Source organism: Rossellomorea sedimentorum (assembly GCF_046237645.1).
GTDB lineage: Bacteria > Bacillota > Bacilli > Bacillales > Bacillaceae_B > Rossellomorea > Rossellomorea sedimentorum.
Map to the genome: position 1 here is coordinate 1462517 of NZ_CP143546.1, position 20710 is coordinate 1483226.

General features: G+C 43.5%; 21 protein-coding genes. All 21 read left to right on the forward strand.

What is annotated here, in order from left to right:
* Positions 1-35: 35 nt before the first annotated feature.
* The 21 genes from fapR (at position 36) to V1502_RS07215 (ending at position 20678) form a co-directional block, all read left to right on the forward strand.
* A complete protein-coding gene (fapR, locus tag V1502_RS07115; protein WP_409253668.1) occupies positions 36-611 on the forward strand; it encodes a transcription factor FapR in 576 nt (191 codons plus the stop codon).
* The gene (gene plsX, locus V1502_RS07120) at positions 611-1603 is read left to right on the forward strand and encodes a phosphate acyltransferase PlsX (protein ID WP_409253669.1); all 993 of its coding nucleotides are present in this window, start codon (positions 611-613) and stop codon (positions 1601-1603) included. Before fapR ends, plsX begins: the two co-directional genes overlap by 1 nt.
* A 17-nt stretch (positions 1604-1620) precedes the next feature.
* Positions 1621-2568, forward strand: coding sequence for an ACP S-malonyltransferase (gene fabD, locus V1502_RS07125; RefSeq protein ID WP_409253670.1), 948 nt, complete (start codon positions 1621-1623; stop codon positions 2566-2568).
* A complete protein-coding gene (fabG, locus tag V1502_RS07130) occupies positions 2565-3308 on the forward strand; it encodes a 3-oxoacyl-[acyl-carrier-protein] reductase (RefSeq protein WP_409253671.1) in 744 nt (247 codons plus the stop codon). The genes fabD and fabG overlap by 4 nt, the downstream gene beginning before the upstream one ends.
* 910 nt (positions 3309-4218) lie before the next feature.
* Positions 4219-4452 carry an acyl carrier protein gene (acpP, locus tag V1502_RS07135; RefSeq protein WP_006838176.1) on the forward strand — a complete coding sequence of 78 codons (234 nt, stop codon included), beginning with the start codon at positions 4219-4221 and terminating at the stop codon, positions 4450-4452.
* 370 nt (positions 4453-4822) lie between these two features.
* Entirely contained in the window at positions 4823-5572 is a 750-nt protein-coding gene (rnc, locus tag V1502_RS07140) for a ribonuclease III (protein ID WP_409253672.1), read from the forward strand.
* Between the two features lie 11 nt (positions 5573-5583).
* Entirely contained in the window at positions 5584-9153 is a 3570-nt protein-coding gene (gene smc, locus V1502_RS07145) for a chromosome segregation protein SMC (RefSeq protein ID WP_409253673.1), read from the forward strand.
* Positions 9154-9168: 15 nt separating this feature from the next.
* Complete coding sequence (ftsY, locus tag V1502_RS07150; RefSeq protein ID WP_409253674.1) at positions 9169-10173, forward strand: signal recognition particle-docking protein FtsY; 1005 nt, start codon at positions 9169-9171, stop codon at positions 10171-10173.
* A gap of 901 nt (positions 10174-11074) precedes the next feature.
* Positions 11075-11407, forward strand: coding sequence for a putative DNA-binding protein (locus V1502_RS07155; protein ID WP_409253675.1), 333 nt, complete (start codon positions 11075-11077; stop codon positions 11405-11407).
* An 11-nt stretch (positions 11408-11418) separates the two neighbouring features.
* Positions 11419-12768, forward strand: coding sequence for a signal recognition particle protein (gene ffh, locus V1502_RS07160; protein WP_409253676.1), 1350 nt, complete (start codon positions 11419-11421; stop codon positions 12766-12768).
* A gap of 111 nt (positions 12769-12879) precedes the next feature.
* Positions 12880-13152 (forward strand): 30S ribosomal protein S16, encoded by a 273-nt coding sequence (gene rpsP, locus V1502_RS07165; RefSeq protein WP_119545936.1) that lies wholly within the window; start codon positions 12880-12882, stop codon positions 13150-13152.
* A gap of 11 nt (positions 13153-13163) precedes the next feature.
* The gene (locus tag V1502_RS07170) at positions 13164-13397 is read left to right on the forward strand and encodes a KH domain-containing protein (RefSeq protein ID WP_409253677.1); all 234 of its coding nucleotides are present in this window, start codon (positions 13164-13166) and stop codon (positions 13395-13397) included.
* Positions 13398-13678: 281 nt separating this feature from the next.
* Positions 13679-14065: a YlqD family protein gene (locus tag V1502_RS07175; RefSeq protein ID WP_409253678.1), complete on the forward strand. Its 387-nt coding sequence runs from the start codon at positions 13679-13681 to the stop codon at positions 14063-14065.
* 11 nt (positions 14066-14076) lie between these two features.
* Positions 14077-14595: a ribosome maturation factor RimM gene (gene rimM / locus V1502_RS07180; RefSeq protein WP_409253679.1), complete on the forward strand. Its 519-nt coding sequence runs from the start codon at positions 14077-14079 to the stop codon at positions 14593-14595.
* Complete coding sequence (gene trmD, locus V1502_RS07185; RefSeq protein WP_409254300.1) at positions 14595-15338, forward strand: tRNA (guanosine(37)-N1)-methyltransferase TrmD; 744 nt, start codon at positions 14595-14597, stop codon at positions 15336-15338. Before rimM ends, trmD begins: the two co-directional genes overlap by 1 nt.
* A gap of 135 nt (positions 15339-15473) precedes the next feature.
* On the forward strand, positions 15474-15818 hold the full coding sequence (rplS, locus tag V1502_RS07190) for a 50S ribosomal protein L19 (protein WP_409253680.1): 345 nt from the start codon (positions 15474-15476) through the stop codon (positions 15816-15818).
* 362 nt (positions 15819-16180) lie between these two features.
* Positions 16181-16732 carry a signal peptidase I gene (gene lepB, locus V1502_RS07195; protein WP_409253681.1) on the forward strand — a complete coding sequence of 184 codons (552 nt, stop codon included), beginning with the start codon at positions 16181-16183 and terminating at the stop codon, positions 16730-16732.
* A gap of 36 nt (positions 16733-16768) precedes the next feature.
* Positions 16769-17632 (forward strand): ribosome biogenesis GTPase YlqF, encoded by an 864-nt coding sequence (ylqF, locus tag V1502_RS07200; protein ID WP_409253682.1) that lies wholly within the window; start codon positions 16769-16771, stop codon positions 17630-17632.
* A 118-nt stretch (positions 17633-17750) separates the two neighbouring features.
* Positions 17751-18521 carry a ribonuclease HII gene (locus tag V1502_RS07205; RefSeq protein ID WP_409253683.1) on the forward strand — a complete coding sequence of 257 codons (771 nt, stop codon included), beginning with the start codon at positions 17751-17753 and terminating at the stop codon, positions 18519-18521.
* A gap of 106 nt (positions 18522-18627) precedes the next feature.
* Positions 18628-20397, forward strand: coding sequence for a hypothetical protein (locus V1502_RS07210; RefSeq protein WP_409253684.1), 1770 nt, complete (start codon positions 18628-18630; stop codon positions 20395-20397).
* Complete coding sequence (locus V1502_RS07215) at positions 20394-20678, forward strand: FlhB-like flagellar biosynthesis protein (protein WP_409253685.1); 285 nt, start codon at positions 20394-20396, stop codon at positions 20676-20678. Before V1502_RS07210 ends, V1502_RS07215 begins: the two co-directional genes overlap by 4 nt.
* The last annotated feature ends 32 nt before the right edge of the window (positions 20679-20710 follow it).

Sequence of the window (20710 nt, forward strand, 5' to 3'; positions counted from 1 at the left end):
TTAGTACCTAGTACTAGTAGCGGATGGTGTATAGAATGAGACCAACAAAAAAACAGCGGCAAATACATTTGTCGGATACAATAAAAGAAAATCCCTTCATTACAGATGAGGAACTTGCTGAACGGTTTGGGGTCAGTGTCCAAACGATCAGGCTGGACCGCATGGAACTCTCAATTCCTGAGTTGAGGGAAAGAATCAAGCATGTCGCCGAAAAAACTTTTGATGATGAAGTGAAATCCCTGCCGATAGATGAAGTTATAGGTGAAATCATTGATATCGAGCTTGACCGGAATGCGATTTCAATTTTCGATGTAAAAGGCGAACATGTCTTTAAGCGAAACCGGATTGCGCGAGGCCATCATTTGTTTGCCCAGGCAAACTCACTGGCAGTGGCTGTAATCAACGATGAGCTGGCGTTGACGGCGAAATCTCAAATCCGATTTACTCGTCCTGTCAAAGAGGGTGAACGGGTCATAGCCAAGGCCAAGGTGATAGATATACATAAAGAACGTACGATTGTGGAAGTCGATAGCTATGTCGGCGGTGAAAAAGTATTTGCCGGCGAATTTGAAATGTATCGCTCAAACGATGCTGAAAAGGGTGATGGATAATGAAAATAGCCATAGATGCAATGGGCGGAGACAATGCTCCTAATGAGATTGTGCTTGGTGCTAAGAGGGCTGTAGATGAATTTCAGGATGTTGAAATCATTTTATTTGGCGATGAAGAAAAAATAAACGCAGTGATTGGTCCTCATGAAAGAATTGAAGTCGTTCATACCTCTGAAGTAATTTTGGGAACTGACGAGCCTGTGAGAGCGGTCAGAAGGAAGAAAACGGCTTCCATGGTGCTGATGGCCCAGGCGGTGGCTGATGGTAAGGCGGATGCCTGCATTTCTGCAGGGAATACCGGTGCTCTTATGACAGCAGGATTATTTATAGTCGGAAGGATCAAGGGCATAGAACGGCCAGCCCTTGCACCAACACTGCCGACACTGGATGGAAAAGGATTTTTAATGCTTGATTTAGGTGCAAATGTAGATGCCAAGCCTGAACATCTTTTGCAATATGCCGTCATGGGAAGTATTTATGCTGAGAAAGTACGGGGCATAGCTAACCCAAGAGTGGGCCTGTTGAATATCGGTACGGAAGAAAAGAAGGGAAATGAACTGACGAAAGCAGCATTTTCCTTGCTGCAGGATGCCCCGGTCAATTTTATTGGAAACGTGGAGTCGCGGGACCTGCTTGATGGTGCGGCAGATGTTGTCGTGACAGATGGGTTCACAGGTAATATGGTGTTGAAGACTATTGAAGGAACGGCATTATCGATTTTCTCAATGCTTAAAACAACCCTTACATCTTCCTTGAAGAATAAAATTGCTGCAGGACTTGTAAAAAGTGACTTGAAAGAGATGAAAGACATGCTTGATTATACTGAGTATGGAGGTGCGGGTTTATTCGGTTTGAATGCGCCTGTAATTAAAGCTCATGGATCCTCTAATTCAAATGCACTATTCAATGCAATCCGGCAGGCTAGACAGATGGTCAGCCACTCTGTATCTGAGACAATAAGCGAAGCTATAACGAAACAAGAGAGTGAATGAAAGGGGAGCAGGACACTATGGGTAAAATAGCATTTATATTTCCCGGCCAAGGGTCACAGAAAGCTGGCATGGGGAAAGACCTGGCAGATAAATTCCCGCAGGTGGAAGAGTACTTTAAGAGTGCAGATCAGCGGCTCGGAATCAATCTTTCTAACATGATTTTTGAGGGCCCTCAAGATAAGCTGACATTAACGGAAAACGCTCAGCCTGCTTTATTAACGACCAGCATTGCGTTCCTTCAACTGCTTGAGGAAGAGGGGATTAAGCCGGATTATACGGCTGGGCACAGTCTTGGGGAATATTCGGCTCTTGTTGCGGCAGGTGCCATTTCCTTTGAAGATGGAGTATACGCTGTGCGTAAGCGAGGAGAATATATGGAAGAAGCAGTTCCAGCAGGAGAAGGGACGATGGCGGCTGTCTTAGGAATGGATCGCGATAAACTTTCTGAAATCACGGAGAGAATTTCCGCTGAAGGCAACCATGTTGGCCTTGCCAACTTAAACTGCCCGGGACAAATCGTGATTTCCGGCTCTTTCCGCGGTGTAGAATTGGCTTCTGACCTTGCTAAAGAGGAGGGAGCAAAGCGTGTGCTTCCGTTGCAAGTGAGCGGACCGTTCCACTCTTCTTTGATGAAGCCTGCTGCAGAGAAGTTTTCGGGGGTATTGGATGAAATTTCGATCAAGGATGCAGAAATTCCAGTCATTGCAAACGTGAATGCCGAGCCAATGACAAGTTCCACTGAAATTAAAGAACGATTGATTCAGCAGCTATACTCTCCTGTCCTTTGGGAAGATACGGTGGTTAAGCTTCTGGATGCCGGAGTGGATACATTCGTCGAAATCGGCCCGGGAAAAGTTCTTTCAGGGCTTATCAAAAAAGTAAATCGCAGGGTAAATACATTCTCGATAAATGATGAAGAAAGCTTTAGAGAAACAGTAGAGAAGCTAAAGGAGGCTGCACAATGAATCTCGAAGGAAAAACAGCTTTAGTTACCGGTGCCTCACGCGGGATTGGAAGAGAGATTGCGCTTGAGCTTGCACGCCAGGGGGCCAATGTTGCGGTAAACTATGCAGGCAGTGAAGCGAAAGCCAATGAAGTGACTGAAGAAATCAAGGCCATGGGAAGAGAAGCGTTTGCCATTCAGTGCAATGTGGCAGATGGGGAATCTGTACAATCTATGGTAAAGGAAACCATTTCCCGTTTTGGTTCACTCGATATCCTTGTTAATAATGCTGGAATCACAAGGGACAACCTTTTGATGAGGATGAAGGAAAATGAATGGGATGAGGTTATTGATACAAACTTAAAAGGTGTGTTTCTCTGTACAAAGGCAGTCAGCCGCCAAATGATGAAACAGCGAAGCGGAAGAATCATTAATATTTCATCGATTGTTGGTGTGAGCGGCAACCCTGGGCAGGCAAATTACGTTGCGGCAAAGTCAGGTGTGATCGGATTGACGAAAACATCTGCCAGAGAGCTTGCGGCAAGAGGAATTACTGTCAACGCAGTCGCACCGGGATTCATCTCGACTGACATGACGGACGAGCTCAGTGAAGAAGTCAAGACTGAAATGCTTAAAGGAATACCTCTCAGTCGTTTCGGTGAAGCCAAAGATATCGCGCGAGTGGTCAGCTTCCTTGCATCAGAGGATTCTTCCTATATGACGGGACAAACCCTTCACGTTGACGGCGGAATGGTAATGTAATTGCTATTAACCGGCTGTTACAAAAGCAGTGGTTAATTAATCTTTAGTAATACCACGTTCTCTTAGAATTTTATGATTGTAGAGGAAACCACTTTACTCTAAATAGGGCTTAGGTCGTGAATGATGTTAAATCCAGATCGGAATGCGCAATGGTAACCATTCATAAAATCAGCATTTTTTGCTCCTATTTCTTTTTGGAATTGGATACTCTGGAACCTGAGCATTCAAATTTCCAATCAATATAGAAACACCGGTTGATTGAAGCGGAAGGTGCGTGACCTCCTGCGGGATTAGCGGGACGTCTAGTTTCAGCGCCCGAGGTTACGTACCCACTGGAACGTAACCCAGCCCCTCGGGGTCAAATAACCCGGAGAGATTAAAAGGAGAGATCGCCTTTTATTCTCTCTGGAACATTTGCCTGTCGGGGCTGACCAAGGCGCTTCCACTTTTGATGACAGGTGAGACCTAGTTTACGTACCCACTGGAACGTAAACCAAGGTTACGTACCCACTGGAACGTAACCCGCGGGGTCCGTACCCACCGGAACGGACCCTCCCTACCGAGGAGGCTCATCTAGTTCCAGCGGCCAGCGACTAGCAGATTTCGGTCTCTCTCCTTGTGATAAGTCATCATCGAATCACTATCGCTCTTCGTGATTCCTTTATCTCATGCGATAGCACTAAAATCTGTACGTCGCTGAACGGCCGCTTACGCTTTTTAATTCACCGCCCGCCCCGCGGAGTCACGCACTTGGAGCGGAAATCCATAACCCCTTATTAAAGGGAAAGAGCTTCTGATTAAAAACGTTCAATTTTATTAATACATTTTCATTACAAGAACGGAAAATCAATATACGGTTCTTGATTATTCATTAAAATCTACTATAATAACTTGAGGGGAGGTGACAAGAATGGCAGAAGTACTAGATCGTGTAACAAAAATTATCGTTGACCGCCTTGGTGTTGACGAATCTCAGGTAACTCTTGAAGCTTCTTTCAAAGAAGACTTAGGAGCTGATTCACTAGATGTGGTTGAATTGGTAATGGAACTTGAAGATGAGTTCGATATGGAAATTTCTGATGATGATGCAGAAAAAATCGCAACAGTCGGTGACGCTGTGAACTACATAAATAACAAAGGCTAATCGATGTTTTGATGGTGCTCCGCTTTATGGCGGAGCGCTTGTTCCTTTTTAGAGGCTGTTTTTGAAGAGTTATGGCACAGAATGTCTGGATTAGGGTAAGCTGCAAAGCGCTGTTAGTTTTCCCTTTTGTCCAGGTGTCTGCCTCTTCAAGAACAACCTCTTATTTTTATAACAATAAACATTATGTAACACGATTATATATTCAAACAAACTTTGCGATTTCGCCCGTTTTATCATAAACTTGAGTAGTATGTAAAAAATTTCGTGAATTAAGGCTTTTCTTAAGCAAACATTCTTGTTTAAAGGCACAATGCATGTGAAAAGACCTTTACAAAAAAATAGTAAACAATAAAAGCAAGGTGGAGGCCCAATGCGGAAACAGGTAAGAAACAGAGATAAACAATCAATGCAAATCATTGATGAAAAATTCAAAGAGTTTCAAAAGGAACATAACATAAAATTTAATAATGAAAAACTGCTTAGACAGGCTTTTACTCATTCATCCTATGTGAATGAGCATCGGAAAAAACCATATGAAGACAATGAACGTCTCGAATTTCTTGGTGATGCAGTCTTGGAATTGACTGTATCGCAATTTTTATATAAAAAATACCCTACCATGAGTGAAGGGGAATTAACAAAATTGCGAGCAGCGATTGTTTGTGAGCCGTCACTGGTCACTTTTGCCAATGACTTGAAATTCGGTGAACTCGTCCTTCTTGGTAAAGGGGAAGAACTGACAGGTGGAAGGGAACGTCCTGCCCTTTTAGCCGATGTTTTCGAAGCATTTATCGGCGCACTCTATCTGGATCAGGGACTCGAGCCCGTTCTTGCAATCTTAGAGAAGAATGTCTATCCAAAGATTAATTCCGGTGCTTTTTCTCATGTGATGGATTTTAAAAGCCAGCTTCAGGAGTTAGTGCAAAGGGATAGTGCCGGCGTCATCGAATACGGTATTCTTCAAGAAAAAGGCCCTGCCCATAACCGGGAGTTCGTTTCCAGGGTCTGCCTGAATGGAGAAGAACTTGGTATCGGTACCGGAAGATCGAAAAAAGAAGCTGAACAGCATGCTGCACAAATGGCGCTGGAAAAACTTAAAAATAAGCTTGAAGAAAATTAAGGGGGAAGACTATGTTCCTCAAACAACTAGATGTCATAGGATTCAAATCGTTTGCAGAGAGAATTTCTGTGGATTTTGTTCCCGGCGTAACAGCAGTAGTCGGCCCTAATGGAAGCGGAAAAAGCAATATCATCGATGCCATTCGCTGGGTTCTTGGTGAACAATCAGCCAAATCTTTGCGAGGTGCGAAGATGGAGGATGTCATCTTTGCAGGAAGTGATTCCAGGAAACCATTGAATTTCGCTGAGGTAACACTGACATTGGATAATAGTGACGGTGCCCTGCCGATAGAATACAGCGAAGTGAGTGTAACACGGAGAGTCTTCAGGTCTGGAGACAGTGAGTATCTTTTAAATAAGCAGCCTTGCCGACTGAAAGATATTATTGAACTGTTTATGGATTCCGGTCTGGGTAAAGAAGCTTTCTCCATCATAAGCCAGGGGAAAGTCGAAGAAATTTTGAACAGCAAACCTGAAGAGCGGCGCACCATCTTTGAAGATGCTGCCGGTGTCCTTAAGTATAAAAACAGAAAAAAGAAGGCAGAAGCCAAGCTTCATGAAACTCAGGAAAACCTTAACCGGGTGAATGATATCATATCCGAACTTGAAGGTCAGGTAGAGCCCCTAAAGATACAAGCCTCTATGGCAAGGGATTATCTTGAGAAAAAAGAAGAACTGGAAAAAGTGGAGGTCGGGGTGACGGTCTGCGAAATTGAGGACCTTCACACTCAATGGCAGGATTTAAGCCGTTCATTTGAAATGCACGGTGAAGATGAAATAAGGTTATCCTCTGAAATTCAAAAGAGAGAAGCGCATCTTGAAAAGCTCCGGGATAATGCTGCGGCCCTTGATGAGTCCATTTCGGGGCTGCAGGAGGTTCTCCTTGCTGCAAGTGAGGAACTTGAAAAACTTCAAGGAAGGAAGCAGGTTCTTCAGGAAAGAAAGAAGAACGCCTCCAACAATCGTGAACAGCTTGAAAAAAATATTGAAGAGGCTAAGAAGCGAGTTGAAAAACTCTTCAAGGAAAAGCAGGAAACAGAAAAAGAATATACTGCAATTAAAGGTGAGACAGAAAAACTTAAAGCACTATTTTCAGAAAAGCAAGAGCGCTATGAGCATTTCAATGATGATATTGAAACAATGATTGAAACCCTTAAAGGGGATTACATTGAAAAGCTGAATCGCCAGGCCGCTGCAAAAAACGAGATGCAATATTTGCAAAATCAACTAGATCAGCAATCCGGCCGGAGCAGAAGGCTGGATGAAGATAATGAGAAATTTCTTGGACAGCGGGAGGAAATCCAGCAAGCACAAAGGGAAACAGAAATAAGGCTGCAAGAAATAAAAGAGTCCATAGATGCACAGGTGACTTTGTTCAGAAAAGAAAAAAACAACCTTGAATCGATGAAGACCAAGTATCAAAAACTTGAAACGACTCTTTACCAAGCCTATCAATTCCTTCAGCAAGCAAAGTCCCGGAAAGAAATGCTTGAAGAGATGGAAGATGACTACTCAGGCTTCTTTCAGGGTGTAAAGGAAGTACTGAAAGCAAGGAACGGTATTCTCAGTGGAGTGGAAGGAGCTGTAGCAGAGCTGATTTCGGTTCCTAAACAATATGAGAAGGCCATGGAAACAGCGTTAGGTGCCGCTATGCAGCATGTGGTCGTTGAAAGTGAGTCACACGGCCGGGAAGCTATTTCCTACTTGAAGAAAAATCAATATGGCAGAGCGACATTTCTTCCAATGAATGTCATCAAAGAAAAATCGATCCCTTCCTCACAATTGTCTCTGTTGAGCGGTCAGGAGTCATTTGTCGGTGTTGCATCCGATCTGCTGGAATATGACCGCAAATATCAATCCATAGTCGGCAATCTCCTTGGAAATGTCGTTATCACTGCAGACCTTAAAGGGGCAAACGCACTTGCAAAGTCCGCAGGCTACCGCTACCGTTTTGTCACACTGGATGGAGATGTTGTCAATCCGGGCGGGTCAATGTCCGGGGGTGCCGTCAAACAGAAGAAATCTTCACTTCTCAGCCGAAAAGGCGAGCTTGAAGAGTTGACCGTAAAACTTAAGCAGATGGAAGATAAAACATCGGCTCTTGAAGACCAAATCAAGCAGTATAAAGCTGATATATCCCATGCTGAAAAAAAACTAGAAGATATGAGGCTGAAAGGCGAACAACTCAGATATGAGGAACAAGAGCAGAAATCAAGGCAGAGAGAACTTGAGCTATCTCAAAAGAATATGGATGAACGACTCTCCCTCTATGATATGGAAAAAGGAGAATATTCAGCTCAGAGAACGAAGAATGAAGCACGGATAAAAGAACTGGAAAAAGAACTGGATGCTATTTCTCAGGAACTTCTCACCATGGAGGTCCGCATTGAAGGATTGACGGACAAGAAAAATAATGACAGGTCGTCTAAAGAAGAAATTGCGGACGAAATCAGTGAGCTGAAGGCAAAACTTGCTGCACGTTATGAACAACTTAACGCAAGCAAGAGTGTCCTTTCACGTTTAAATGAAGAGCTGCAGCAGTCAGAAAAGAAAAAGAAGGATTTTGAAGAAGATCTTCAATGGCTGACAACCGAAATGGAAAATGACTTTTCAGGGGAAGAGCAGCTTCAGTCGAATGCCGAAGCCAGAGCGCGTGAAAAGCAGGAAACAGCCAGCCTTATCAGCAGCCGCCGTGAAGAAAGAATGAAGATTCAAACTGCGGTCGAAGATGAAGAACTTCACCTCAAAGAATTAAAGAGGCAGCATAAGGGGTTGTTGGGGGCACTGAAAGACGAAGAAGTGAAAATTAATCGTCTGGATGTTGAACTTGAGAACCGTCTTGCCCATCTAAGGGAAGAATATATGCTGACATTCGAGGCAGCTAAAGAAGACTACCCGCTGACCATGCATCTTGATGAGGCAAGAAAGAAAGTTAAACTCATTAAAATGGCTCTGGAAGAGCTGGGCACGGTCAATCTTGGGGCAATTGATGAATATGAACGGGTTTCAGAACGTTATCAGTTCCTTCTTGAGCAGCAAACAGATTTGCAGGAAGCAAAAGATACCCTCCATGAAGTCATTAAAGAAATGGACGGTGAGATGGTCAAGCGGTTTGACTTTACCTTCCACGCCATAAAAGCTGAATTCGAGGGCGTGTTCTCGGCGTTATTCGGCGGGGGAAGAGCCGAGTTGAAATTGACGGAACCTGATGACCTGTTGAATACCGGGGTGGACATCGTCGCCCAGCCTCCGGGTAAAAAGCTGCAAAACCTCGGCCTGCTTTCCGGAGGGGAACGTGCATTGACGGCAATCGCCCTCTTGTTTTCCATCTTGAAAGTGCGGCCGGTTCCGTTCTGCATACTGGATGAGGTCGAAGCGGCCCTGGATGAAGCGAATGTCCAGAGATTCAGCAAGTATTTAAAGAAATTCAGCCAGGAGACCCAATTCATTGTCATCACTCATCGAAAAGGAACAATGGAGGAAGCGCATGTCCTCTATGGGGTTACCATGCAGGAGTCCGGTGTGTCCATGCTGGTTTCAGTACGGCTGGAAGATACAAAAGAATTTGTTCAAGTTAAATAAGGCAGGTGCTTAGAGTTGAGTTTTTTTAAGAAATTAAAAGAGAAATTTACATCCTCACAAGATACTGTAACGAATAAGTTTAAAGACGGTCTATCTAAAACAAGAAACAACTTTACGTCTAAAGTGAATGATCTTGTTGCAAGGTACCGTAAAGTAGACGAAGACTTTTTTGAGGAGCTGGAAGAAATCCTCATCGGTGCAGATGTCGGATTCGATACTGTTATGGAATTGGTCGACCAATTGAAATTTGAGGCCAAACGCCGAAACATCCAGGATACAAGGGATCTGCAAAGCGTTATCTCTGAAAAATTGGTAGAAATTTACGAAGGAGACGACGGAGCTTCTAGTGAGCTGAACATTCAGGAGGATACGTTGACGGTCATCCTGTTTGTCGGAGTCAACGGTGTAGGTAAGACTACGACAATCGGTAAAATGGCCCATATGTTCAAAGAGCAGGGGAAGAATGTACTGCTGGCCGCCGGTGATACATTCCGTGCCGGTGCCATTGATCAGCTGGAAGTCTGGGGAGAGAGGACCGGCGTTCCGGTCATCAAGCACTCGGAAGGTTCCGATCCGGCTGCCGTCATTTATGATGCTGTTCAATCCGCCAAAGCTAAGAATGCAGATATTCTCTTATGCGATACAGCAGGCCGCCTGCAGAATAAAGTCAACCTGATGAACGAATTGCAAAAAGTGAAAAGAGTCATTGAGCGGGAAATCCCTGGAGCTCCTCACGAAGTGCTTCTTGTTCTGGATGCAACAACAGGCCAGAACGCCCTTCTACAAGCGAAGACGTTTAAAGAGGCAACAGATGTGTCTGGAATTGTACTCACCAAGCTGGATGGAACGGCCAAAGGCGGAATTGTCATTGGAATCAGAAACGAACTTCAAATTCCTGTCAAATTTGTCGGCCTTGGTGAAAAAGTCGATGATCTTCAGCCGTTCGATGCTGAAAAATACGTTTATGGCTTGTTCTCCAACATCGTTGATGAAGAAGAAGTTGAAGAGGAAGAAGAATAAGAATATGACCGTAACCGCGATAAGTGAAAGTGCTTATCGCGGTTTTTTTGACGCAGCTATTTTGAATAGGAGTGATACCCATTGCTTGATGAAATTTATTGAGATGTTTGACACAATTAGTAGTGCCATGCCTCATGAAGGGTTCATTAGTCCACAAAAGAAGAGAAACCAGAAATAGGGTGCCTCATGAAGAAGTGATCATAAGACCAAAAAGGGAGAGAAACCAGAATTAGGGTGCCTCATGAAGGGTTCATAAGACCAAAAAAGAAGAGAAACCAGAATTAGGGTGCCTCATGAAGAAGTGTTCATAAGACCAAAAAGGGAGAGAAATCAGAAATAGGGTGCCTCATGAAGGGTTCATAAGACCAAAAAAGATGAGAAACCAGAAATAGGGTGCCTCATGAAGGGTTCATAAGACCAAAAAGGGAGAGAAACCAGAAATAGGGTGCCTCATGAAGGGTTCATAAGACCAAAAAGGGAGAGTAATCAGAATTAGGGTGCCTCATGAAGGGTTCATAAGACCAAAAAAGAAGAGAAACCGGAATTAGGGTGCCTCATGAAGGGTTCATAAGACCAAAAAAGGAGAGAACCCAAGATTAGGGTGCCTCATGAAGTGTTCATAAGACCAAAAAAGAAGAAAAACCGGAATTAGGGGGTCGCATGAAGCATTCATAAGACCAAAAAAGAAGGGAAACCAGAATCGGGGTCTCTCATGAATCATTCATACCCACTGAAGGTCCCTACGCCGGCAGCGCTGGCAACCAATCTCCAAACACCCAACACCCACCCACAGCTCGAAACCTCTAACTGTGCCTGCTTCCCTTTGGACTTGACAATCTAACGAAAACTCTGTATCATGCCAATGTAAAGGTTTTTCACTTAACACAAGGGGGAAAGAGAGATGCTGGAGAAGACGACCCGTATGAACTATCTGTATGATTTCTATCAGTCGCTTTTAACTCCTAAGCAAAGCAGTTATATGTCCCTCTACTACTTGGACGACTTTTCTCTGGGCGAAATCGCTGAAGAATATGAGATCAGCCGCCAGGCAGTTTATGACAATATCAAGCGTACAGAAGCTATGCTTGAAGAATATGAAGAAAAGCTTTTATTATTTCAGAAGTTTCAAGAGCGCAGCAAGCTTTTGCGGGAAATCAAACAGTTGCTTAATACAAATGACAATAAAACGTCGGAACTTGAAGAGCTGTTCGAAAAGCTCGAGAAATTGGATTAGGAGGCGGCACTATGGCATTTGAAGGATTAGCCGACCGACTGCAAGGCACAATTCAGAAGATCCGCGGAAAAGGGAAAGTCAATGAAGCGGATGTAAAAGAAATGATGCGTGAAGTCCGTCTTGCATTGCTTGAGGCAGACGTAAACTTCAAAGTAGTAAAAACGTTCGTTAAGAAGGTAAGTGAAAGGGCTGTCGGCCAGGAAGTCATGCAAAGCCTGACACCGGGTCAGCAGGTCATCAAAGTGGTTAAAGAGGAACTTACCGAATTAATGGGGGGAGAGCAAAGCCAGATCGCTGTCGCCAAGCGTCCTCCTACCGTCATCATGATGGTCGGTCTTCAGGGTGCAGGTAAAACAACGACCACCGGTAAGCTCGCCAACCTTCTGAGAAAGAAATATAACCGCAAACCATTGCTGGTTGCGGCAGATATTTATCGTCCGGCGGCAATCAAGCAGCTGGAGACTCTTGGAAAACAATTGAGTCTGCCCGTTTTCTCTTTAGGCGATCAGGTAAGTCCTGTGGAAATTGCCAAGCAGGCAATTGAGAAAGCAAAGGAAGAGCACCATGATTATGTTCTGATTGATACAGCCGGACGTCTTCATATTGATGAAAAACTGATGGGTGAATTGGAAGATATCAAGGAACTAGCGAATCCGGATGAAATTTTTCTTGTTGTCGATGCGATGACCGGGCAGGATGCCGTCAATGTCGCTCAAAGTTTTAATGAATCATTGGGAATTTCAGGAGTGGTCCTGACAAAACTCGATGGGGATACACGAGGCGGTGCGGCACTTTCCATCAGATCTGTAACGGAGAAACCGATTAAATTTGTCGGGATGGGTGAGAAGCTCGATGCACTTGAACCGTTTCATCCTGAAAGAATGGCTTCCCGTATCCTGGGAATGGGAGATGTGCTGTCGCTGATTGAAAAGGCACAAGCCAATGTGGATGAAGAAAAAGCAAAAGAGCTTGAGAAGAAAATGAGGACAATGTCCTTTACCTTTGAGGACTTTCTTGAACAGCTGGGACAAGTTAAGCAGATGGGCCCACTTGATGAATTGATCAAGATGATGCCCGGTGCCAACAAAATGAAAGGCCTGGATAAGCTTCAGGTGGATGAAAAACAGCTTAGTCATGTCGAAGCGATCATTCAATCCATGACCAAAGAAGAGAAGCAGCATCCAGAAACCATCAATTCCAGCAGGAAAAAACGAATTGCAAGAGGGAGCGGAAGGAATATCCAGGAAGTCAACCGCTTACTGAAACAATTTGAAGACATGAAAAAAATGATGAAACAAATGAGCGGGATGCAGGGTAAAGGCAAGAAAAAAGGCATGAAATTCCCGTTTATGTTAGATTAGTATCTTAATGGTTATAAAGAAAATTCAACTGTTAAGAAAAAACACTTTACAAACAAAATACACACTGATAATATATCTACTTGTGTAAAACTATTCGGAGGTGCTTTAAACATGGCAGTAAAAATTCGTTTAAAACGTATGGGAGCTAAAAAGTCTCCTTTCTATCGTATTGTAGTAGCAGATTCTCGTTCACCACGTGATGGACGTCAAATCGAAACAGTTGGAACTTACAACCCGGTTGCTCAACCAGCTGTAGTTGATATCAATGAAGAGCTTGCTCTTAAATGGCTGCAAAATGGTGCTAAACCATCTGACACAGTCCGCAACCTTTTCTCTAAACAAGGTATCATGGAAAAATTCCACAACGCTAAAAACAGCAAGTAATTGTGGAAAGAATGAAAGATTTGATCTTAACGATAGTGTCTCCCCTTGTGGACCGGCCTGAAGATGTAGAAGTACATGTTGAGGAAAAGGATGAGTCGATCACATACAAGCTCATGCTTCACCCTGAAGATATGGGTAAAGTGATCGGCAAGCAAGGGAGAGTGGCAAAGTCGATTAGAACAGTGGTTTATGCGGCGGCAGGATCACATGAAAAAAAGAGAGTCTTTCTAGAAATCGCAGAATAAACAGCAAGAGCGGGCATAACGTGCAAGTCTTCTATTTTTAAAAAATTAATAGAGGGACTGCGCGCTTGTCCAAACATATAAGTGACTAAAGGGAGGAGAAAAAAACCTCCCTTTTTACATACCTTTTTATAGAAGGCTGTATTCGCAAAGTTTGTGGTTCAAGATGCGGACAAGGATGAAGATGGCTGCAAGACTTGATAGAGAATTGATTCATATAATGACTAAGATGAGTTTAAAGGAAGAAAAGAAATAGATAGAACACATTCACAGGAGGCGTGAAGATGAAGATTCTCCAGAATGTCACCGTAAACCAGGTTCTTACGGAAGCAAGCAAGGAAGTGCTGCTGGAACAGTATGAGGGAAAGAAGTTTCAACTGCAAAAAGAATGTGATCAGCTAAAATTTGAGCTGAAAAAGATGGAAAAAACCAAAAAGTATTCTTCGCAGAAACTTAAGTCTCACTTTGAGAAAGAAATCGAATTACGAATGGAAAAGATCAAGCTTACTGACTTCCAGATCGATCAGCTGCACGTTCTGCCTCTTGGGAGTGAGTTGAAGGATAAAGAGATTCAAGGGATTGTTGAAGTGGAAGTTGGGGACAATTGGGAAGAGAAGAATTCTTCGCGGACAATTGTTATAAAAGATGGATACATAAGTGAAATACGTTAGAGGTGATATAGATGGAGAGATGGTTTAACGTAGGCAAGGTAGTAAATACTCATGGTGTCAGGGGAGAAGTCAGGGTCATATCGCGGACTGATTTTCCCGATGAAAGATATCAGCCCGGAAGCAGGCTTTATCTTTTTTCAGAAAAAGAAGAGGGGCCTGTGGAACTGACGATTGAAGCCCACCGCAAACATAAAAATTTTGATTTGCTGACATTCGAGGGATACAAGGACATCAGTGAAGTTGAACCATTTAAAAATGGGGTGCTCAAAGTCAATGAAACCCAGCTGGGTGACTTGGATGAGGGCGAGTATTACTTCCATGAGATCATCGGCTGTAAAGTGAAAACAACGGATGGTGAAGAGATCGGTTCCATCAAAGAAATCCTGACTCCAGGAGCTAATGATGTCTGGGTTGTAAAAGGAACGAAGGGCAAAGAGGTTCTTATCCCATACATTGATGACGTGGTAAAGGATATCGATGTAGAGGATAAAATAATTATCATCGAGCCAATGGAAGGACTCCTATCATGATGAAAATCGATGTTCTTTCTTTGTTCCCTTCTATGTTCAGTGGTGTATTTGGTGAGTCTATCCTGAAAAAAGCAAGTGAAAAAGGTGCCGTCGAATATAACGTAGTAAACTTCCGTGAATTTGCTGCTAACAAACACGGGCAGGTAGACGACTATCCATACGGCGGTGGAGCAGGGATGGTTCTTAAACCCCAGCCGATCTTTGATGCGGTTGAGTCTCTTTCGCGCGAGGAAGAAGACGAGAAGAAACCCCGTGTCATCCTGCTTTGTCCTCAGGGAGAGCGATATGACCAAAGCAAAGCGGAAGAGCTTGCTGAAGAGGATCACTTAATTTTCATCTGCGGGCATTACGAGGGTTACGACGAGCGGATTCGTGAGCATGTGGTAACCGACGAGATTTCCATAGGGGATTTTGTCCTGACAGGTGGAGAGCTTGGAGCCATGGTTATTATAGACAGTGTTGTCCGGCTCCTTCCCGGGGTCCTAGGAAATGAAGACTCACCTGTCCTGGATTCTTTCTCGTCAGGTTTTCTTGAGCACCCTCATTATACAAGGCCCTCTGATTTCAGGGGGATGAAGGTTCCACCGGAATTGATATCGGGCAACCACAAGCTGATTGAAGAGTGGCGTGAAAGAGAGTCTCTGAGAAGAACATATGATAGAAGGCCGGATTTGCTGGAAAACAAAGAGTTGAATGAACGCCAAAAAAAATGGCTGGAAGAATGGAAAAGTGATAGAAACTAGTTGATTCACAATGATTGATATGGTATTATTACCTTTGTGACTTGATCAGATATTTATCTGCCGGGTCATCGATTAGGATGTTCCGCTGCAATAAATCGATTTTGTAAGAGCATCTGGTGGAAGGAGATGAAATAGATGCACAAATTAATCGAAGAAATTACAAAAGAACAACTTCGCTCTGATTTACCATCTTTCCGTCCTGGTGATACAGTTCGCGTACACGTTAACATCGTTGAGGGTACTCGCGAGCGTATCCAGGTATTCGAAGGTGTAGTAATCAGCCGTCGTGGTGGCGGAATCAGCGAAACGTTCACAGTTCGTAAAATTTCTTATGGTGTTGGTGTTGAGCGTACATTCCCTGTACACACACCAAAAATTGCGAAGCTTGAAGTTGTCCGCCGCGGTAAAGTCCGTCGTGCGAAACTTTACTACTTGCGTAACCTGCGCGGTAAAGCTGCTCGTATCAAAGAAATTCGATAATTTAAAGATGAAAAGGAGCTTGGTGACAAGCTCCTTTTGTCATTGTTAAAGGCTGTATTCGTATAGATTGTGGCTATCGGAAAAATCCAAATGTCCGGATTTTTCCCTTGGTACAAAGGCATATCTAACTGAACAAGATGAATAGCTCTTTTCTCCTTTGCTTACCAGGATAACTTCTATGAATTATCGCTATATCTCATGAACTTTAAAGTAAATATCAACAAAGTTTTAGAAGGTAGCCTTGTTAAAACATTTTAACTGCATATTATATCCTATTTTTAAGGTTATCAGATGTAAAACGTGTCTATTTTTTGTAGAATAATAAGGTATGAAGAAAAACTGAGACACAGGAGGGGAACCCGGTGGCCAAGCAGAAAAATGAGCTGTGGGAATGGACTAAAGCATTATTGATAGCAGTCGGCCTTGCTGCACTGATCCGTTACTTTTTATTTACCCCGATAGTCGTGGATGGGTTGTCAATGATGCCGACCTTACATAACGGTGACAGGATGATTGTGAACAAATTGAGCTATAGTGTGGGAGAACCTGATAGGTTTGATATCATTGTTTTTCATGCACCGGAACAAAAGGATTATATTAAGCGTGTAATCGGACTTCCTGGGGATACCATTGAGTATAAAAATGATGTCCTTTATATTAATGGCAAAGCATACGATGAACCTTATTTGGAAGAATATAAGGAACAGATCGATGGCGGTCTCTTAACGGAAGATTTTACGCTTCAAGAAAAAATCGGGCAGGATACGGTTCCGGAAAACACCCTTTTTGTAATGGGGGATAACCGCCGTTTCAGTAAGGACAGCCGTCATATTGGCGTTGTGGATGTCGATGAAGTCATCGGGAGTACCAATATCATTTACTGGCCGATCAAAGATATAGAAGTCATTAAGTAAGAAGAGGTAGTTAAATTATTTTTTGGAGGTGATGGTATGACTATTCAATGGTTTCCGGGACATATGGCGAAGGCAAGAAGGCAGGTAACGGAGAAATTGAAGCTCGTCGATATCATTATCGAGCTCGTAGATGCCCGTATACCGATTTCTTCAAGAAATCCAATGATAGATGAAGTCGTACAGCAAAAGCCCCGCCTGGTTCTTTTAAACAAGGCAGACATGGCGGATAAGATGCTGACGGATCAGTGGATCAGCTACTTTTCCGAAAGAGGAATCAAGGCTCTGGCCGTCAATGCGCAGGGAGGGACAGGCCTGGGGGATATTGTCAAGGCCTCAAAAGACATCCTGAGAGAAAAATTTGACCGGATGAGAGCGAAAGGGATGAAGCCCAGAGCGATCAGGGCAATGATCGTAGGGATTCCGAATGTCGGAAAATCCACTCTGATCAATAGACTGGCAAAGAAGAATATTGCCAAAACAGGCAATACGCCCGGAGTGACCAAAGCGCAGCAATGGATCAAGGTAGGAAAAGAAATGGAACTTCTGGATACGCCGGGGATTTTATGGCCGAAATTCGAAGATGAAGAAGTTGGTTATAAACTCGCCTTGACCGGAGCGATTAAAGATACCATTTTGAACCTGCAGGATATCGCTGTGTATGGATTGCGCTTTTTAGAAACACATTATCCAAAACGCCTGGAAGATCGATACGGCATTGATTCTTTCCCAGAAGAAATTGTGGAAGTGTTTGATAAGATCGGCACCATGAGAGGCTGTCTTATTGCAGGCGGCGGTGTGGATTATGATAAGACCTCAGACTTGATTGTCCGTGATATACGGGGTGAGCGTCTTGGTAAGCTGACGTTTGATATCCCAGGAGAATTTAGTGAACAAGAATAGTACATACAAGCTGATTCCATAGGTGGATTTTATCCTTATAGAATCAGCTTGTTTATTTTCAACCAGCTTATGCCGATATAAGTAAGGAATACTCATACATAGTAAACAGGAGAATATTATGCCAGGAAAATATACAATTGCAGAAGCAGAAGACATCATAAAAAAAATTACAGACGAAGAAGATGCGCTCTTTCAGTCTTTTTTACAAGATGAAAGAAAGGGAATTCAGAAAATCATCTCCAAATGGTATAGTGCCCGGGCTCAGCAAAAGGCATTAGAGGCAGAGTTTGCCCGGATGAGTAGCTTTGAAAATGAACTGAGGGTCCAGGGCTTCGAAAGAATTGCCGGAATAGATGAAGTAGGCAGGGGTCCCTTGGCGGGGCCTGTCGTAGCAGCAGCTGTCATTCTTCCACCTGAGTTCCGCCTGCCCGGCATTAATGATTCAAAAAAGCTCTCAGAAAAACAGCGGGAAGCATTCTACCAGTTTATTACGGAAGAGGCAGTCGCCTGGGGAACAGGCATTATCTCGTCCCAGGAAATTGATGAACTGAATATCTACCAGGCTTCCAAAAAAGCAATGATAGCAGCAGTGAACAATTTATCCGTGAATCCTGATCATTTATTGGTCGATGCCATGGACCTTGGATCTCCCTATCCCGAAATGTCATTGATAAAAGGGGATGCCCGAAGTATTTCTATTGCAGCAGCCTCCATTGTGGCGAAAGTGACAAGAGATAGGATGATGGAAGAATATTCTCGTGTGTACAGGGGTTATGGGCTGGAAAATAATATGGGTTACGGAACCAAAGAGCATCTTGAAGGATTGAAAAAATTGGGACCAACCCCGATTCATCGAAAGTCCTTTGCACCTGTGAAGGAGCTAACGTAAAAGCAGAGAAGGTGAGTATATGATTGGGCGAAGCATACAAAATAATTCGTTTCTGACATCATTTAAATCACAAAATCCTGTGACATTGTCGGAGGGCCAGGTGATTTTGGGGAAGGTGAATAAACTTCTTCCTGAAGGAATGGCCGAAATAGTTTACAATGGCCAGAAAACCATTGCAAAGCTGGAAGCACCTCTTGCGGCAGGGAATCAATATTTATTTCAAACGGAGCTTCAGGAAGGTGTATTGAAGCTCAAAACCATATCTCTGATCCCTTCAGAAACCAAGGCACCAGTCTCAGCTCTTGCGGAAAAGTTATTGAACGATTTACAGCTCCCAAAAGGGGGAAGCCTTAAAAACCTAGTGACCATTTTAATGAAAAATTCTCTGCCCTTTTCGAAATCAGAACTTGCCACCTTAAATGAGCTGCTTACAAACACACCGGACAAACAGTCAGGTATTGAAGCGATCGTTAAACTAAAGGGAGACCAGCTCCCGGTCACAAAGTCTTTATACCATTTCTATTTACAGGGAAAAAGCATGGAGCCCATTTCCGCTCTTATGCAAGGGCTTGAAACGGCTTTACAAAAGAGTGATCATAAATCTGCTGATGTACAAACTGTCCTGAGAATTTTTAATAGTATTAAAGAAGTTGAGAACACTACCTTATTTCAAAAAGTCTCAGCCCAGGCATCAGAAATGTTAATGAACCCCAAGACAAGTGACTCGCAGAGATCTGCTGCATTGAAGCTATTGCAGTTGACAGGACTGATTCCTGAGCAGAATACGCTGGAAAGTGTGACAACTTCTCCGGGAAAGGAAGGATTGTCAAAACAGCCTTTAGCCCCATTTCTAAACAGCAGTCCTTCTCCGACTCAAATAAAGGACAAATTAACGATTCTGTTAGAATTCATGTCAAGAAGTAAGGCTCTTGACAGCAATATGAATGGACTGCTAAAAGAAGTTCAAGCGGCTTTAAAAGGGGTGAATTCAGGGGATTTTTCAAGTCAGGACTCAATATCCTTAATTCAGAAGAGCGAGGGGCTGCTTCTGCAACAAGGGTCGGGCCTTCAATTGAGTGCAAGCGACAAATTTAATCTTTTATTCGGTTTACATGCCGGAAAAGAAAAACAGGCAGTCTCAAATTTTTCGCATACCGTGCAGCAGCTGTCACAAAGTGTCCCGCCCGCACAGCCGGCCCTCAGGCTTCTTCACCAGCTTTTATTCACGGAGGATGGCAATGCAGCCGGACTTCATAAAGACAACCTTCCTGACATTATAAAAGACCTTATCGCACGCCTTGGGATCAACCATGAGGCAAAACTGGCTGCGGGAGTCCCTGCAGAAAGGTCACTTAATGAATCTTTGAAACCGGCTTTGATTTCCCTCTTGCAGGAACTTCCTCCCGGGGAGTTGAGGGAATCGGCAGAAAAGCTGATCTTCAGGCTGAATGGCCAGGCGATGTTGTCCGGAGAGAACGGTCCTTTGCAGCATATCGTTTATCAGGTTCCTCTTTCATGGATGAATCAAAAGACGGACGTGACCTTTCAATGGTCGGGAAGGAAAACAGAAAAAGGCCAGATCGATCCCGAATTCTGCCGTGTATTGTTCTATTTAGAATTAGCAACCATTAAAGAAGTAATTGTCGATATGGCTGTACAAAACAAGGTTATTTCTTTGAATATATATAATGACAACCCTTTGTTAAAAGAAATATCGGCCCCATTCTCTCTTGTCATGAAAGAAGGGCTGGAAAAATTGGGATATAAAACTTCCGCCATCAACTTCAAAGTTCCTGATGAAACGGTGCCTGCAAAGAAAGTTTACCAAAAGATGACGGGAGATCTTTCATATTCTGGATTGGATTTGAAAGTATGAGTAAAGAAAACGAGAATAAGAGAAAGCAAGCGATCGCCCTTCAGTATGAAGCAGAAAAGCAACAGGCGCCAAAGGTTGTGGCTAAAGGGAGGGGATTGATTGCAGAAAATATCCTTGAGAGAGCCAAGGAACATGATATCCCAATCCAGGAAGACCGAACCCTTGTTGAACTGCTCGGCAACCTGGATATTAATGAATCAATCCCGGAAGAGTTGTATCAGGCAGTGGCAGAAATTTTTGCCTTTCTTTACAGAGTGGACAGGGAAGCGAAAAGAAGCTGAGGTACTTATTCTAGTATCCCCAGCTTTTTTTG